This is a genomic window from Nocardiopsis sp. iso_186 (genome assembly GCF_056173365.1).
Map to the genome: position 1 here is coordinate 642779 of NZ_CM149670.1, position 16709 is coordinate 659487.

Genomic DNA, 16709 nt, shown 5'->3' on the forward strand with positions numbered 1-16709 from the left:
CGGGCTGGGCTATGCGGTTCCTCTGGCGACACACCAATACCACATGGTCGCATATCGACACAAACAGGTGTGTCGTGGAGGCGTGTCCCCACGGGCCGGGCCGAGGACCCACGCGCCGCGCACCCCCGCGGGTCCAGGACCGTGTGCTCACCGTCCGTCCTGGCGCCGCAGTTCGCGCCGCTCCCGGTACCGGCCCACCGTACGAACCGTGCCCACGGCGACCAACCCGGCCCCCAGGACCGGAAGCAGCCACAAGGAACTGAACCACCAACCGGTCGAGCCCTGCACGACGAACGCCAGACCCAGCAGGACGAACAGCAGCCCCGCGGTCAGCGACGCCCAGTCGGTTCTACGACGCGACATGGCGCACCTCCACTGTCCCCACCTGGGATCGCACGTCGATCACCAACGTCGCCGACGGGTCGTGCCCAACCGGTTCCACGGTCTCGGTCAACCGGTTGTCCACCCCGTACCGCTCCATGTCACCCACCTTGACCTCTCCCACACCGGATGAAGCGTTCACCACGACCCGCACCGACTCTGGTACCAGTACCTCGACGGTCCCGATGCCGACCCGTGCGCGTACCGCCAACTCCTGGCCCGGCTCAAGAGGGATCCCCGTCAGATCGATATCGGCGTTTCCCGCGGTCAAGGCGAACCCCTCCTCGGCCTGTGCCACCGTGCTCGGACCCCAGGGCGCGTCACCGAAACGCATCGTCGTCAGATCGGTCGTCGAAGCGGCCACCGCCATCACCGTCGCCACCGTCGCCACCGTCTTCACCCCTCGGCCATCGCCCGCCCACGTACCGACCACCAGCACGGCGCCCAGCAGCAACACGACCCCGCCGAGGTAGAGAGGCCCCGTCCCAGGGGCGATCAGCGACGACCACGACACCCCGCCCACCATTACGAACGTCGTGATGGTCAGCCCCGCCACCAACCACAGCGCGGCCACCAGGAGCGACGCTCCCCGTCCCTTCCGGCACGCGTCGGACCCCGTGCCCCAGCCCGGGGTGGAACCGGTGTCCTCGTCGCTCTCCTCCTCCGTCGCCTCCGCGTTGTGCTCCGCCGCGTGACGCCCCACCAACGCCAGGTTGACCGGTCCGGCCGGCGCCGCAGCCCACGGCTGTGCAGGGTTGTAGTAGGAGGCCGTCGGTTCCGGCTCCGGCGCGGCGGGGGGCGGACCGGTCGCCTTCAGCCACCCGGGGAGGTCCCGGGCGGTCTGCTGAAGATCCACACCCCGGTTGTGCGCGCTCAACCCGCTCAGGATCAAGGGCGTCGCCAACACCAGCGTTCCCCAGCCGAACCCGCCCACCAGGCTCAACGCAGTGGCGACCGCCAGCCCCACACCCAACAGCGCTACGACCGCCTTGCCCAGCAGCCGTACGCCCAGCAGCTGTTCGGCCATCGCCGGCCCACCGCGCGAGTCGCGCATCAACAGCCACGCCGCGATATACAGGAACAGGCCCGTACCGCCCACCAGGGCGGTGATCGCGAACGTCGTCCGCCACACCACCGGGTCGGTCTGGGTGTAGCGGCCCAACCCGGCGGCGACACCGGTCACCACACCGTTGACGTCGTCCTTGCGCAGCAGGCGCTCGGCGCCGTCCCCTTCCGGGGGGGCCACCCCGGTCGGAGCCGCGCCCTGGCCGGTCCCGGCAGCAGACTCACGATCCTCCATGCCCCCATCGTCGCCCCAACCGCCGGCGGTTCCCATCGGGGACCACCCTGACCCCACCCTGAACCGGCGGTCCGCAAAGCTGGGGCGTGCCCCTGATGCGACCGTGTCAACGGGCGCGGCATCCTGGTAGGGCAGCGCGAACACAATGATGGGGGACGGTTGACGACGGCGACGAAGCGGGAGACACCACAGCTCTACCGTGGGCGAAACGACCGCCTGGTAACCGGTGTGGGCTCCGGGCTCGCCCGGCATCTGGGGATCGATCCCGTCGTCGCACGCCTGGCCCTGCTCGCCCTGTCCACCGCAGGCATCGGCATCGCCGTCTACATCACCCTGACCCTGGTGGTTCCGACCGAGCCGGAGACAACCGACCCCTCCGACCCTCTCGACGTCAAGGCGCGCGCCCGGAAAAAGGGCCGCGACATCAGCCAGCTGCTCGCCTACATCGCGCTGGCCACCGGTATGGGGGTGCTGTTCCTGCTGTTCGGCGGCGTGTTCGATCCGCTGCTGTGGTTCCTCGTCTTCGGCGCGTTGGGTGGCACGATCCTCTGGCAGCAGGCCAACGCCGCCCAGCGTGACGAGTGGGTTGCCAGCACCCCCTTCCGCGGCCGCAAGGGCTGGGCGCGCACTGGAGCCGGGGTCCTGCTGGTCATCACCGGAGTCATCGGCTTCCTCGCGTTCCAACAGCAGCTGAGTGACGCCCGCGCCGGCCTGACCTTCGCCATCGCACTGCTCTCGGGGATCGCGCTGATCGCCGCCCCCTGGATCGTCGGCCTGGTCCGAGAGCGCGACAAGGAGCGCCGCGAGCGCATCCGCAGCCAGGAACGCGCCGAACTCGCCGCGCACATCCACGACTCGGTACTGCACACCCTCACCCTGATCCAACGCCGGGCGGAGGACCCGCGCGAGGTCCAGCGGCTGGCCCGCGTCCAGGAACGGGCGCTGCGAAGCTGGCTCTACCAGCGCCCCGCGGACGCCGAGACCACCGTCTCGCCCGCACTCGAACGCGTTGCCGCCGAAGTCGAGGAGGCCCACGGCGTACCGATCGAGGTCGTGTGCGTCGGCGACTGCCCCATTGACGACGGCGTCCGCGCCACCCTCCAGGCCGCCCGCGAGGCAATGGTCAACGCCTCCAAGTACGCGGGGGTGGACACCGTCGCCGTGTTCGGCGAGGTCGAACCCGACGAGGTGCTCGTCTTCATCCGCGACCGGGGGGAGGGCTTCGACCTCGACGACCTCCCCGCCGACCGGATGGGCGTACGCGGCTCCATCATCGGACGGATGGAACGCCACGGCGGGAACGCCCGCATCCGAACCGCGCCCGGCGAAGGCACCGAAGTCCAGTTGCGGATGCCCCGCGGTGCCGAGACCAGGTAGGGCGGGGCCCGCACCCGTTCACGCATCAGCGGTGGTGCCCGGAGGTGGCCGAGTCCGGCACCGGGCGCCCGCGGGCGAGCCGGCAAGGGTAGAGTCCAGCCCGTGGTAGACGAAAACTCCTTTGCATCCGGCCGGGTCCCGCGCGTCGTCATCGTGGACGACCACCGGCTCTTTCGCAGCGGTGTGCGCGGCGAACTCGGCGACGCGGTAGAGGTCATCGGCGAGGCCGGCGACGTTGACAGCGCGGTCCGCGTCATCGTCGAGCACCAGCCCGACCTCGTCCTGCTCGACGTCCATCTTCCCGGGGGCGGCGGAGTCGAGGTGCTGCGCCGTGTGCTGGCCAAGCACCCCGAGATCCGTTTCCTCGCACTGTCGGTGTCCGATGCCGCCGAGGACGTGATCGGTGTCGTCCGCGGCGGCGCACGCGGCTACGTCACCAAGACCATCTCGGGCAAGGAACTGGCCAACGCCATCGTGCGGGTAGCCGACGGCGACGCGGTGTTCTCCCCCCGGCTCGCGGGGTTCGTCCTGGACGCCTTCTCCGCCACCGACGCGCCTCCCATGGACCCCGAGCTCGACCGGCTCACCCAGCGTGAGCGCGAGGTCCTGCGCCTCATCGCCAGGGGGTACGCCTACAAAGAGGTCGCCAAGGAGCTGTTCATCTCCGTCAAGACCGTCGAGACCCACGTCTCCTCGGTCCTGCGCAAGCTCCAGCTCTCCAACCGTCACGAGCTCAGCCGCTGGGCGACCGCCCGCAAACTGGTCTGACCCCGCCCTGCGGCCGACGCGCCCCCTGCCGGCCGCCGCGTCACCGTGCGACCGGCCCCGGTGACGCACCGGCCCCCGCCCCTGCCCCGGCAGGTCAGCGCAGGGCGTCCAGCATGCGCTTGAGGAATCCGTCCGCGTCCACCTCGGTCACCAGGGTCACCGCGGGCCGATCGTCCGCACGGGGACGGGGGCGCAGGTCGGCGACGGTCGCCCCACGGGTGTGTGCTCCGTTGAGCTCGACGCGGATCGGTACCGACACCGACTCCACCACCATGAGCTCCGGGTTCACCAGGATGGCCGCGGCCAGGGGGTCGTGCATGGCGCACGCGCGCTCGCCCAGGACGCTCTCGTAGAACCCCACGTAGAAGTCCAGGAAGCGGTGCGTGTACTCGGCGCGCTCGCCTGCCACGGCTGCCAGGTCGTCCAACCATCGGCCGCCTGCCAGGGTGCGCATCGTCACGTCCAGCGCCACCAGGGAAAGGTCGAACCCGGCACCCAGCACGGCCTCGGCCGCCTCGGGATCGTTCATGATGTTGGCCTCGGCCCACGCGGTCACGTTGCCCGGTGCCTGCACGGCGCCGCCCATGACGACCACCCGCCCGGCCAACTCGGGGAGCCTCGGTTCCAAAGCCAGGGCCAGTGCGAGGTTCGTCAGCGGTCCCACCGCCAGCACGTCGATCTCCCCGGGAGATTCCCGGACCAGGCGCACCAGCAGTTCCGCGGCCGACTCGTCCACCGGTCGTGCGGTGGGCTCCGGTGCCCGCACACCGCCCAGCCCGTTCTCGCCGTGCACGTGCCCGGCCAGGTTCGGCGGCTGTACCAGCGGCCGGCCGGCCCCCGCGGCGACGGGCACCTCGGGCCGTCCGTACAGTGCCAGCAGCCGAAGCGCGTTGTCCGTGGTGATCTCTACGGAGTTGTTGCCGTACACGGTGCCGACGCCCACGATCTCCACGTCGGCGCAGGCGGCCAGGTAAGCCAGCGCCAGCGCGTCGTCGATCCCCGGATCGCAGTCCACGAAGACCCGCACATCTACCCCCAAAAAACTACTGATTCGACGGGTCAGAGCTTAGAGCCGGTACCCGACCGGTCGGGCTGTCCGGGCCGGTACCGGCCCCCATCCGGCCCAACAACCGGTCCGCGCCCACCAGGCAGAGGCCCAGAACCAGAAACGCCAGCGCGAGCAGCACCGCGTTGCCCGCCACCCCGGAGTAGCCGGCCAGTGACACGTCCACGAAGAAGTACGGGTAATCGCTCTCGGGCAGCACGATTCCGCGCACCGTGGTGAACACGACGTAGGCCAACGGATACGCCAACCACAGGACGGCGTCGCGCACCCGCAGCCCACCCCGCTCGTCGAGCAGCAGGAAGTCCACCGCGGCCATGACCGGAGTGACCAGATGCAGCAGATCGCTGGAATCGGCGAGTGAGAACGCGGCCAGGTCGGGGCCGTCGGTCAGGATGAAGTTGTAGACCAGCCCGGTGATGAGCACGAAGAAGGTGACGCCTGCTCTGACGAACGGCGGCGGTCCTGCGCGGCCGGCCAGTACCGCCCACGCCGAGGCCGCCATGCACATCCCCAGCAAAATGTTGCTCTGGTTGGTGAAGAAGACCAGCGGCGGCCACAGCCCTCTCTGCCACATCTCCGTCCCGACCCCGAACACGACCGCCGTCACGATCGCGATCCGGAACCCTCCCGCGAACACGCGCACTCGCTGAACCGCCTTTCTGCCCGTGGCTCCGATGGCGATGCTATTGCCGCAGTTCGGTGCGCTTCCAGGCGGGATGGCTCAGGTGCTGCCGGATGACACCCCCGAGTGCGGGGACCGATCCCGTGCGGCGCCCGTACCCTAGGTGGGGTGTCCTCCCAAGAACAGCTTCTCGAAGGTCTGAACGAGCCCCAGCGCGCTGCCGTCACGCACGCCGGAAGCCCCCTGCTGCTCGTGGCGGGTGCGGGTTCGGGCAAGACCCGTGTGCTCACGCACCGGATCGCCCACCTGTTGTCCGAGCGCGGGGTCCGCCCCGGCGAAGTGCTGGCGATCACCTTCACCAACAAGGCCGCGGCCGAGATGAAGCAGCGCATCGAGAAGATCCTGGGAGCCCGCGTCGCCAACACGATGTGGGTGATGACCTTCCACTCCGCCTGTGTGCGCATCCTGCGCCGCGAGGCCGGGCGACTGGGCTACCCCAGCAGTTTCACCATCTACGACTCCGCCGACTCCCAGCGGCTCATGCAGCTGGTCTGTCGCGAACTCGACCTCGACCCCAAGCGCTTCCCGCCCCGGTCCTTCTCGGCACAGGTGTCCAACCTCAAGAACGAACTGGTCGACTACGACACCTTCGCCGACCAGGCGCAGACCGAGCAGGAGAAGAAGCTCGCCGAGGCGTACCGGCTCTACCAGCAGCGCCTGCACGAGGCGGGTGCGATGGACTTCGACGACCTCATCATGGTCACCGTCAACCTGTTCCAGATGTTCCCCGACATCGCCGAGCACTACCGGCGTCGCTTCCGTCACCTGATGGTCAACGAGTACCAGGACACCAACCACGCACAGTACGAACTGGTGCGCGAACTCGTGGGGACGGGCGGGCCCGACGACGTCGTCCCGCAGGCAGAACTGTGCGTGGTGGGGGACGCCGACCAGTCCATCTACGCCTTCCGCGGGGCGACCATCCGCAACATCCTGGAGTTCGAACGGGACTATCCCAACGCTACGACGATCCTGCTGGAACAGAACTACCGGTCGAGTCAGAACATCCTCACGGCCGCCAACTCGGTGATCCAGCGCAACTCCGAGCGCAGGGCCAAGAAGCTGTGGTCCGACCGGGGGGACGGTCCGCCCATCGTCGGCTACGTCGCCGACAACGAACACGACGAGGCGGCATTCGTCGTCGGTGAGATCGACACGCTCACCGACGACGGGGTGTGCGCTCCCGGCGAGGTCGCGGTGTTCTACCGGACCAACGCCCAGTCCCGGGTGTTCGAGGACGTGTTCATCCGGACCGGACTTCCCTACAAGATCGTGGGCGGGGTGCGCTTCTACGAGCGCAAGGAGATCCGCGACGTCCTGGCCTATCTCCGGGCGTTGGCCAACCCCGAGGACACGGTCAGTCTGCGTCGGATCCTCAACGTCCCCAAACGCGGCATCGGCGACCGGGCCGAGGCGGTCGTCGAACTGTTCGCCGCACGCGAGCGGATCTCCTTCTCCCGTGCCCTGCGCCGGGCCGACGAGGCACCGGGCATCGCGACCCGTTCCCTCAAGGCGATCAAAGAATTCACCGCGCTGCTGGAGGAGCTGGAGGCGCTCGTTCCGACGAGCAGCCCGGTCGAGATCGTCGAGGCCGTGCTGGAACGCACGGGCTATCTGAGCGAACTGGCCAACTCCAAGGATCTGCAGGACGAGAGCCGGCTGGAAAACCTTGAGGAGTTCGTCGAGGTCGCCAGGGAGTTCGAGGGGTCCTTCGCCGGTTCGCCGACCGCTGACGACGGTGATGGAGAGGAGCGACCGGAGGCCGGCGAGCCGGTCGAGGCCACCCTCGTGGACTTCCTGGAGCAGGTCGCGTTGGTGGCCGACGCCGATCAGATCCCCGACGCCGACGAGCACGGCGGAGTGGTCACCCTCATGACGCTGCACGCGGCGAAGGGGCTGGAGTTCCCGGTGGTCTTCCTGACCGGGATGGAGGACGGCGTCTTCCCGCACATGCGCACGCTCGGCGACAAGGTCGCCCTGGAGGAGGAACGGCGGCTCGCCTATGTCGGGATCACCCGCGCGCAGGAACGGCTCTACCTGAGCCGCTCCGCGGTGCGCAGCGCATGGGGAACGCCCGCCTACAACCCCGCATCGCGGTTCCTCGACGAGGTTCCCAAGGAACTGGTCAACTGGCGCAGGGCCGAATCCTCGATCGCGCGTGTCCAGGCGCCGCCCCGCATGGCCAAGGCCGCCCCCCGCAAGCCCTCGCGTGACGTGCCTGCCCTCAGCCCGGGGGACAAGGTGAACCACGATTCGTTCGGCATGGGCACGGTGGTGCTCGTCAACGGGGCCGGGGACCGGACCAAGGCGCGGATCGACTTCGGTGCGGACATCGGGGAGAAGGACCTGATGGTGAAATTCGCGCCGCTCGAAAAACTGTAGCTCCGACCGCTGGGTCGGTAACCGAGGGGTTGACCAGTCGGGACACCGGAGGGGTGGGGCGGGTGCAACCGTTTTCGCCCCAACAACGGTTACTGTCCCGTCCTGAGGGGCTCCAAACCTCCGCTAGAGTCGTAGACGTCGCCGGGAACGCCGGGCAGGCCGAAAAAGCCAGGCCCGGAGGTACGGGCGACACTCTGGAGAAACCGCACGAAGCACTGCTGAGAGCGGGTACTCTGGTGGAACCGAGCGAAACGAACGCGGCCGACAGGACGCGGGCGAGCCGGTTCGCCTCACTCGAACAACGTTCGGTCCGAGCATGCTCGGACAGGCGGTAGAGTGAGAATCACTCCGGAAGACACCCTGGTACTTGACAGGGAAGAAATCAGGAGTAAGCTTGAAGGGTTGGCCCGAAACGAGAAACTCTGATAGAGTCTCACTCGGAAAGACTTAAAACTAAGCGGAAACAACGCCGCACCGATACGAAGAGCGCGACACGCGGGCCTAGCCCGCTGGGAATGCTTGTAGACGGTTAAGCGGTTGCTTTTTGAGAACTCAACAGCGCGTGTTTATTTACTTACAGCCAAGTTTGTTTTGGCTCCCGACCATCACATTGTGATGGTGAGGGATTCCTTTGATTGAATGTCAGTTTGATGTTCAGTCAGGGTTGACGCCATCTAGGTTTCCACGGTCTTCGGGTCGTGGTGGTAGACCTTAATGGAGAGTTTGATCCTGGCTCAGGACGAACGCTGGCGGCGTGCTTAACACATGCAAGTCGAGCGGTAAGGCCCTTCGGGGTACACGAGCGGCGAACGGGTGAGTAACACGTGAGTAACCTGCCCCCAACTCTGGGATAAGCCGAGGAAACTCGGTCTAATACCGGATATGACACGCTCCTGCATGGGAGGGTGTGGAAAGTTTTTTCGGTTGGGGATGGACTCGCGGCCTATCAGCTTGTTGGTGAGGTAATGGCTCACCAAGGCGATAACGGGTAGCCGGCCTGAGAGGGCGACCGGCCACACTGGGACTGAGACACGGCCCAGACTCCTGCGGGAGGCAGCAGTGGGGAATATTGCGCAATGGGCGAAAGCCTGACGCAGCGACGCCGCGTGGGGGATGACGGCCTTCGGGTTGTAAACCTCTTTTACCACTCACGCAGGCTCCCAGTTTTCTGGGGGTTGACGGTAGGTGGGGAATAAGGACCGGCTAACTACGTGCCAGCAGCCGCGGTAATACGTAGGGTCCGAGCGTTGTCCGGAATTATTGGGCGTAAAGAGCTCGTAGGCGGCTAGTCGCGTCTGCTGTGAAAGACCGGGGCTTAACTCCGGTTCTGCAGTGGATACGGGCTGGCTAGAGGTAGGTAGGGGAGACTGGAATTCCTGGTGTAGCGGTGAAATGCGCAGATATCAGGAGGAACACCGGTGGCGAAGGCGGGTCTCTGGGCCTTACCTGACGCTGAGGAGCGAAAGCATGGGGAGCGAACAGGATTAGATACCCTGGTAGTCCATGCCGTAAACGTTGGGCGCTAGGTGTGGGGACTTTCCACGGTCTCCGTGCCGTAGCTAACGCATTAAGCGCCCCGCCTGGGGAGTACGGCCGCAAGGCTAAAACTCAAAGGAATTGACGGGGGCCCGCACAAGCGGCGGAGCATGTTGCTTAATTCGACGCAACGCGAAGAACCTTACCAAGGTTTGACATCACCCATGGACTCGTGGAGACACGGGGTCATTTAGTTGGTGGGTGACAGGTGGTGCATGGCTGTCGTCAGCTCGTGTCGTGAGATGTTGGGTTAAGTCCCGCAACGAGCGCAACCCTTGTTCCATGTTGCCAGCACGTAATGGTGGGGACTCATGGGAGACTGCCGGGGTCAACTCGGAGGAAGGTGGGGATGACGTCAAGTCATCATGCCCCTTATGTCTTGGGCTGCAAACATGCTACAATGGCCGGTACAGAGGGCGTGCGATGTCGTAAGGCGGAGCGAATCCCTAAAAGCCGGTCTCAGTTCGGATTGGGGTCTGCAACTCGACCCCATGAAGGTGGAGTCGCTAGTAATCGCGGATCAGCAACGCCGCGGTGAATACGTTCCCGGGCCTTGTACACACCGCCCGTCACGTCACGAAAGTCGGCAACACCCGAAACTTGCGGCCCAACCCTTCGGGGAGGGAGTGAGTGAAGGTGGGGCTGGCGATTGGGACGAAGTCGTAACAAGGTAGCCGTACCGGAAGGTGCGGCTGGATCACCTCCTTTCTAAGGAGTCATTGAAGCCGACTGTTTTTCCTATCATGGTCGGTTGACTCGAGAGTGGAACCGATGCTGGTTGCTGATGCTGGTGCCTTCGATGGGTGCTGGTGGGTGGCTGGAGTGTTCGGTCTTGGTTGTTGAGTGGATGAACTTTGCCCCTGGTTTCCTAGAGCTGGGGGGCGCGCTGTTGGGTATCTGAGGAAGCAACCGATACCGGCTTTCTTCATCGTTAAGGGTTTGGTCGTGCGAGTGTGCCGGCTGGGCTTGGTGGGGAGGGTTGGTGGTTGTTTTCTGGTGCCGCCTCAAAGAACTCTTGGTGAGGATTTTTTCTCGTTGAGTGGTGTTTGGGTTTGCGGGTGGTGTTTTGATTTGTGAATAGTGTGCGCGAGCATCTTGTATCTGTGGTGGCCAAGTGATAGTGGCACACGGTGGATGCCTTGGCATCAGGCGCCGATGAAGGACGTGGGAGGCCGCGATAGGCCACGGGGAGCTGTCAACCGAGCTTTGATCCGTGGGTGTCCGAATGGGGAAACCTAGCCCGAGTTGTGTCGGGTTGCCGCTACCTGAATGTATAGGGTAGTTGGTGGTGACGCGGGGAAGTGAAACATCTCAGTACCCGCAGGAAGAGAAAACAATAGTGATTCCCTGAGTAGTGGTGAGCGAAAGGGGATGTGGCTAAACCGTGCGCGTGTGATACCCGGCAGGGGTTGCGTGTGCGGGGTTGTGGGATGTGCTGTGTTCAGTCTGCCGGCTGGGCGCGATGATGGTCTGATTAGCCGAAACTGGTGGTAAACGGTACCGGAGTGGGTGAGAGTCCCGTAGGTGAAGATCAGGTCTAGTCGTTGGTGTATTCCCGAGTAGCGCGGAGCCCGTGAAATTCCGTGTGAATCTGGCAGGACCACCTGCTAAGCCTAAATACGTCCTGATGACCGATAGTGCACTAGTACCGTGAGGGAAAGGTGAAAAGTGCCCCGGTGAGGGGTCGTGAAATAGTACCTGAAACCGTGTGCTGTCAAGCCGTCAGAGCCTGGACTCCTTGTGGGTGGTGGGTGATGGCGTGCCTTTTGAAGAATGAGCCTGCGAGTCATGGTGTGTGGCGAGGTTAACCCGGGTGGGGTAGCCGTAGCGAAAGCGAGTCTGAATAGGGCGTTTGAGTCGCATGCTGTGGACCCGAAGCGGAGTGATCTACCCATGTCCAGGGTGAAGCGGAGGTAAGACTTCGTGGAGGCCCGAACCCACCAGGGTTGAAAACCTGGGGGATGAGGTGTGGGTAGGGGTGAAAGGCCAATCAAACTCCGTGATAGCTGGTTCTCCCCGAAATGCATTTAGGTGCAGCGTTTCGTGTTGCTTGCCGGAGGTAGAGCTACTGGTTGGCTGATGGGCCCTACAAGGTTACTGACGTCAGCTAAACTCCGAATGCCGGTTTAAGTTAGCGAGGCAGTGAGACTGCGGGGGATAAGCTTCGTAGTCGAGAGGGAAACAGCCCAGATCATCAGCTAAGGCCCCTAAGCGTGTGCTAAGTGGGAAAGGTTGTGGAGTTGCTGAGACAACCAGGAGGTTGGCTTAGAAGCAGCCATCCTTTAAAGAGTGCGTAATAGCTCACTGGTCAAGTGATTCTGCGCCGATAATGTAACGGGGCTTAAGTACACCGCCGAAGCTGTGGACTCAACACTTTTGTGTTGTTTGGTAGGGGAGCGTCCTGCACGAGGTGAAGCTGCGAAGTGATTCTGTGGTGGATTGTGTGGGAGTGAGAATGCAGGCATGAGTAGCGAAACCAGTGTGAGAAACACTGGCGCCGATTGACTAAGGGTTCCTGGGGCAGGTTAATCCGCCCAGGGTGAGTCGGGGCCTAAGGCGAGGCCGACAGGCGTAGTCGATGGATAACGGGTTGATATTCCCGTACCCGTTCATACGCGTCCAATACTGAATCCTTTGATGCTAACCACCACTGAAGCTCATTTTCGCCTTCGGGTGTTTGTGGGTGGAGGCGTGGGATCCGATTGGGTAGTAGGTAAGTGATGGGGTGACGCAGAGGGGTAGCTCTACCGGGCGATGGTTGTTCCCGGGTCAAGCGTGTAGCCTGGAGCATAGGTAAATCCGTGTTCTGTGAAGGGTGAGGCGTGACGTCGAGGCGTTGAGCTGAAGTGAGTGATCCCGTACTGTCGAGAAAAGCCTCTAGCGAGTGTGTGGGCGGCCCGTACCCTAAACCGACGCAGGTGGTCAGGTCGAGTAGACCGAGGCGATCGGGTGAACCATGGTTAAGGAACTCGGCAAACTGTCCCCGTAACTTTGGGAGAAGGGGAGCCCTGTCTGGTGATCGAGTTTTCCTCGTGAGCTGGGTGGGGTCGCAGATACCGGGGGGAAGCGACTGTTTATTAAAAACACAGGTCCGTGCGAAGTCGTAAGACGCTGTATACGGACTGACGCCTGCCCGGTGCCGGAACGTTAAGAGGACTGGTTAGATACTTTTGTGTCGAGGCTGGGAATCTAAGCGCCGGTAAACGGCGGTGGTAACTATAACCATCCTAAGGTAGCGAAATTCCTTGTCGGGTAAGTTCCGACCTGCACGAATGGCGTAACGACTTCCCCGCTGTCTCAACCATGGGCCCGGTGAAATTGCACTACGAGTAAAGATGCTCGTTTCGCGCAGCAGGACGGAAAGACCCCGGGACCTTCACTATAGCTTGACATTGGTGTTTGGGATGGTTTGTGTAGGATAGGTGGGAGCCGGTGAAGCTGTCACGCTAGTGATGGTGGAGGCGTTGGTGAAATACCACTCTGACTGTTTCGGGCATCTAACCTGGGACCGTGATCCGGTTCGGGGACAGTGTCTGGTGGGTAGTTTAACTGGGGCGGTTGCCTCCTAAAGAGTAACGGAGGCGCCCAAAGGTTCCCTCAGCCTGGTTGGCAATCAGGTGTTGAGTGTAAGTGCACAAGGGAGCTTGACTGTGAGACGGACGTGTCGAGCAGGTGCGAAAGCAGGGACTAGTGATCCGGCACCGGCGTGTGGAAGCGGTGTCGCTCAACGGCTAAAAGGTACCCCGGGGATAACAGGCTGATCTTCCCCAAGAGTCCATATCGACGGGATGGTTTGGCACCTCGATGTCGGCTCGTCGCATCCTGGGGCTGGAGTTGGTCCCAAGGGTTGGGCTGTTCGCCCATTAAAGCGGCACGCGAGCTGGGTTTAGAACGTCGTGAGACAGTTCGGTCCCTATCCGCTGCGCGCGTTGGAGACTTGAGAAGGGCTGTCCCTAGTACGAGAGGACCGGGATGGACGAACCTCTGGTGTGCCAGTTGTCCTGCCAAGGGCATGGCTGGTTGGCTACGTTCGGGAAAGATAACCGCTGAAAGCATCTAAGCGGGAAGCTTGCTTCAAGATGAGGTCTCCCACCACTTCGAGTGGGTAAGGCCCCCTAGAGACGATGGGGTTGATAGGCCGGATGTGGAAGCCTTGTGAGGGGTGGAGCTGACCGGTACTAATCGGCCGAGGGCTTGTCCATCGCAGATGACTGGATGCTCGCGCACACTATTCGTTTTTGGCTGGCTGCCTTTTTTGGTGGTTGGTTTTCCGTGGGTTTCCCGCGCTCGCCTGTTGGGTGGGTGGTTGGGTGGAGGTTTACGGTGGTCATAGCGGGAAGGAAACACCCGGTCCCATTCCGAACCCGGAAGTTAAGCTTTCCAGCGCCGATGGTACTGCCTCCTTGCTGGGGTGGGAGAGTAGGACGCCGCCGTAATTGATGTTGGTTGGGCTCGTTTGGTTGCCTCTTGTGGGGGTGGCTGGGCGAGCCCTTCCGCATTTGCGGGGGTGTTTGTGTGTTGGGGGGGCGCTGCCCCCCTTTTTTTTATGAACGGGGCCGGACGGCAGGAGAATTCGCCCCTTCTTCCTGCGCTTCTGGGATCGTCGCCGCCTCCGCGCAGAGGCTGGCAGGAAGCCCCTCGTACTTGAGGGCGCCACGGTTTCGTGCCGCCCGCGCAGCCCGCGCCCGGTGGTGTTCTCCGCAACTGCCACTCGGTCCGATCGCGTTGCACCGTGCGCCTCATCCGGGCAGGACACCCGCTGTTTTACGTGGCAGAACTCTCACCGTGTGGTGGCTTGGGTCAACGGGCCCCGGGCCTGACCCGGTGATCGTCCACCGGCTAGGCTCCAGTTCCTGTGACATCACACGCCTTTCGCCCCGCTATCGAGCTTTTGACAATTCCTGTCCGGATTCGGTAGATCGCATGGATATCGAGATCGTCGGCCTGCTGATTCTCGCGGCTGCCGCCGCGGGCTGGGTGGACGCGGTTGTTGGAGGCGGCGGCCTCCTGCTCCTGCCCGCGCTCCTGGTGGCTTTTCCAACAGCCCCCGTGGCCAGTGTCCTGGGGACCAACAAGCTCACGGCCGTCTTCGGGACCTTCTCCGCCGCGATCACCTACGCCCGCGGATTGAAACTGGACCCGCGTGTGGTCTGGCCGACCGCGGGACTCGCCCTCGTCGGATCGGGGGCCGGGGCGGCGCTGGCGGGAGCTGTCTCCTCGGCGGCGCTGCGCCCGGTCGTCATGGTGGTTCTGCTCACTGTTCTGGCGGTCGTCGTCCTGCGGCCGGCGCTCGGCTCGGCCGCACGCCCGACGCTGCTCACCCCGCGCCGTATCGTCGCCGCCGTAACGGTGGCCGGCGTGGGAATCGCCTTCTACGACGGAATCATCGGTCCCGGTACCGGGACTTTCCTGATCATCGCGCTCACGTCGATCATCGGCATGGACTTCGTCACTGCCTCCGCGTCCGCCAAGATCGTCAATACCGCGACGAACCTGGGCGCCATCGCCGTGTTCGCCTACAACGGCAACGTGATGTGGCTGCTGGGACTGTGCCTCGCCGCCGCCAACATCGTGGGTGCACAGGTGGGCGCGCACATGGCACTGCGCCGCGGCACCGGTTTCGTGCGGGTCGTCCTCGTCGTGGTGGTGGTCGCGCTCGTGGTCAAACTCGGATACGACCAGTTCGGCTGAGTAAGCCGCTCGGTCGGGCCTCCGGTGAATTGCGCCGAGGCCGCACATGGGAAAAGAAACGGCTCGACCGTACTGCCGGTGCTGTTAGCCCCGATGTGACCCGTCACACCAATTCCCACCACAATCGCAGGAGAGAAGGGGTGAATGGCGCCCTTCGCGAGGTTTTCCGACAGGTCACGGTGCCCCCGGTGTCGGCTGTCAAGAGTCGGGACGGCTAAGCTTCCGCATGTTGCGGATGGCTTTTCGACGTACCCTCCAACGCGGGCGACCGCCCGACGGTTCCCGTGTGGCGTGATGTCGCCTCCGCAGGACACTCAGCCAGCGAGTCAAGGACGGACCCTCGTGGACCTGTTCGAATACCAGGCGAAGGAACTCTTCGCGGAGTACGGGGTTCCCGTACCCCAGGGAAAGGTGGCGAGCACGCCCGAGGAGGCGCGTGTCATCGCCGAAGAATTCGCGGCCGCGGGCAAACCCCGCGTCGTGGTGAAGGCCCAGGTGAAGACCGGCGGGCGCGGTAAGGCCGGTGGCGTCAAGGTGGCCGACGGCCCCGACGACGCGACCGCGAAGGCCGAGCAGATCCTCGGCATGGACATCAAGGGCCACACGGTCCACCGCGTCCTCGTCGAAGAGGCCAGCGACATCGCCGAGGAGTACTACTTCTCGTTCCTGCTCGACCGGGCGAACCGCACCTTCCTCTCGATCTGCTCCGCTGAAGGCGGCATGGAGATCGAGGAGGTCGCGGTCTCCAACCCCGACGCCGTCGCGAAGGTCTCCATCGACGCGATCCAGGGTGCGCCGGCCGAGATCGCCGCCGCCATCGTCGCCCAGGGCAAACTGCCCGAGGCCGCCGCGAAGGGCGCCACCGAGCTCGTCACCAAGCTCTGGGACGTCTTCGTGGCCAAGGACGCGACGCTCGTCGAGGTCAACCCCCTCATCCTGACCAAGGACGGCAACGTCGTCGCGCTCGACGGCAAGGTCACCCTGGACGAGAACGCCGAGTTCCGCCAGGACCTCGACGCGCTGTCCTTCGCGGCCGAAGGCGACCCGCTCGAGGTCAAGGCCAAGGAGAAGGGCCTCAACTACGTCAAGCTGGACGGCGAGGTCGGCATCATCGGTAACGGTGCCGGACTGGTCATGTCCACGCTCGACGTCGTGGCCTACGCCGGCGAGGAGCACGGCGGCGTGAAGCCGGCGAACTTCCTCGACATCGGTGGCGGCGCCTCCGCCGAGGTCATGGCCAACGGCCTGGAGATCATCCTGGGCGACCCCGCCGTCAAGAGCGTCTTCGTCAACGTCTTCGGTGGCATCACCTCCTGCGACGCGGTCGCCAACGGCATCGTCCAGGCCCTGGAGCTGCTGGAGGCGGGCGACAGCGACGTCTCCAAGCCGCTCGTGGTGCGTCTGGACGGCAACAACGCCGAGCTCGGACGCAAGATCCTCAACGACCGTAACCACCCGGCGGTCCGCCAGGTGGCCACCATGGACGGCGCCGCCGCACAGGCCGCCGAACTGGCCGCGAAGTAACC

9 protein-coding genes and 3 rRNA genes are annotated in these 16709 nt (G+C 64.4%); 8 read left to right on the forward strand and 4 right to left on the reverse strand.

The genetic code is table 11. The annotated features are described in order from the left end of the window. Nucleotides 1–147: 147 nt before the first annotated feature. Nucleotides 148–363, reverse strand: a complete 216-nt coding sequence (locus AC0VYP_RS02985; protein WP_475472363.1) for a hypothetical protein — start codon at nt 361–363, stop codon at nt 148–150. Beyond that, nucleotides 350–1681 carry a PspC domain-containing protein gene (locus AC0VYP_RS02990; RefSeq protein WP_475472365.1) on the reverse strand — a complete coding sequence of 444 codons (1332 nt, stop codon included), beginning with the start codon at nt 1679–1681 and terminating at the stop codon, nt 350–352. The genes AC0VYP_RS02985 and AC0VYP_RS02990 overlap by 14 nt, the downstream gene beginning before the upstream one ends. 159 nt (nt 1682–1840) lie before the next feature. Between AC0VYP_RS02990 and AC0VYP_RS02995 the strand changes: the two genes are divergently transcribed. Together AC0VYP_RS02995 and AC0VYP_RS03000 are read left to right on the forward strand one after the other, a co-directional pair. After that, on the forward strand, nt 1841–3058 hold the full coding sequence (locus AC0VYP_RS02995; RefSeq protein ID WP_475472367.1) for an ATP-binding protein: 1218 nt from the start codon (nt 1841–1843) through the stop codon (nt 3056–3058). 102 nt (nt 3059–3160) lie between these two features. After that, on the forward strand, nt 3161–3826 hold the full coding sequence (locus AC0VYP_RS03000) for a response regulator (RefSeq protein WP_285760845.1): 666 nt from the start codon (nt 3161–3163) through the stop codon (nt 3824–3826). A gap of 94 nt (nt 3827–3920) precedes the next feature. Here AC0VYP_RS03000 and AC0VYP_RS03005 read toward each other — a convergent pair whose 3' ends face one another. After that, nucleotides 3921–4853, reverse strand: a complete 933-nt coding sequence (locus AC0VYP_RS03005) for a nucleoside hydrolase (RefSeq protein WP_475474142.1) — start codon at nt 4851–4853, stop codon at nt 3921–3923. A 16-nt stretch (nt 4854–4869) separates the two neighbouring features. Continuing rightward, nucleotides 4870–5535, reverse strand: coding sequence for a Pr6Pr family membrane protein (locus AC0VYP_RS03010; RefSeq protein ID WP_285760846.1), 666 nt, complete (start codon nt 5533–5535; stop codon nt 4870–4872). Nucleotides 5536–5682: 147 nt separating this feature from the next. Between AC0VYP_RS03010 and pcrA the strand changes: the two genes are divergently transcribed. The 6 genes from pcrA (at nt 5683) to sucC (ending at nt 16707) form a co-directional block, all read left to right on the forward strand. Further along, nucleotides 5683–7956 carry a DNA helicase PcrA gene (gene pcrA / locus AC0VYP_RS03015; RefSeq protein WP_475472369.1) on the forward strand — a complete coding sequence of 758 codons (2274 nt, stop codon included), beginning with the start codon at nt 5683–5685 and terminating at the stop codon, nt 7954–7956. Nucleotides 7957–8667: 711 nt separating this feature from the next. Continuing rightward, a 16S ribosomal RNA gene (locus tag AC0VYP_RS03020) occupies nt 8668–10200 on the forward strand. 399 nt (nt 10201–10599) lie between these two features. Further along, nucleotides 10600–13695 (forward strand): 23S ribosomal RNA (locus AC0VYP_RS03025). Nucleotides 13696–13811: 116 nt separating this feature from the next. Further along, nucleotides 13812–13928: ribosomal RNA gene (gene rrf, locus AC0VYP_RS03030) — 5S ribosomal RNA — on the forward strand. The 16S, 23S and 5S rRNA genes sit together here, the layout of an rRNA operon. Nucleotides 13929–14415: 487 nt before the next feature. Continuing rightward, nucleotides 14416–15183, forward strand: coding sequence for a TSUP family transporter (locus AC0VYP_RS03035; protein WP_475472371.1), 768 nt, complete (start codon nt 14416–14418; stop codon nt 15181–15183). Between the two features lie 342 nt (nt 15184–15525). Continuing rightward, on the forward strand, nt 15526–16707 hold the full coding sequence (gene sucC, locus AC0VYP_RS03040) for an ADP-forming succinate--CoA ligase subunit beta (RefSeq protein ID WP_285761108.1): 1182 nt from the start codon (nt 15526–15528) through the stop codon (nt 16705–16707). Nucleotides 16708–16709 lie beyond the last annotated feature (2 nt).

What these genes read in the sequence shown, in the direction of transcription:
- AC0VYP_RS03035 (WP_475472371.1), top strand. Translation starts at nt 14,416, where the DNA reads ATGGATATCGAGATCGTCGGCCTGCTGATTCTCGCGGCTGCCGCCGCG.
- AC0VYP_RS02985 (WP_475472363.1), bottom strand. Translation starts at nt 363, where the DNA reads ATGTCGCGTCGTAGAACCGACTGGGCGTCGCTGACCGCGGGGCTGCTG.
- AC0VYP_RS02990 (WP_475472365.1), bottom strand. Translation starts at nt 1,681, where the DNA reads ATGGAGGATCGTGAGTCTGCTGCCGGGACCGGCCAGGGCGCGGCTCCG.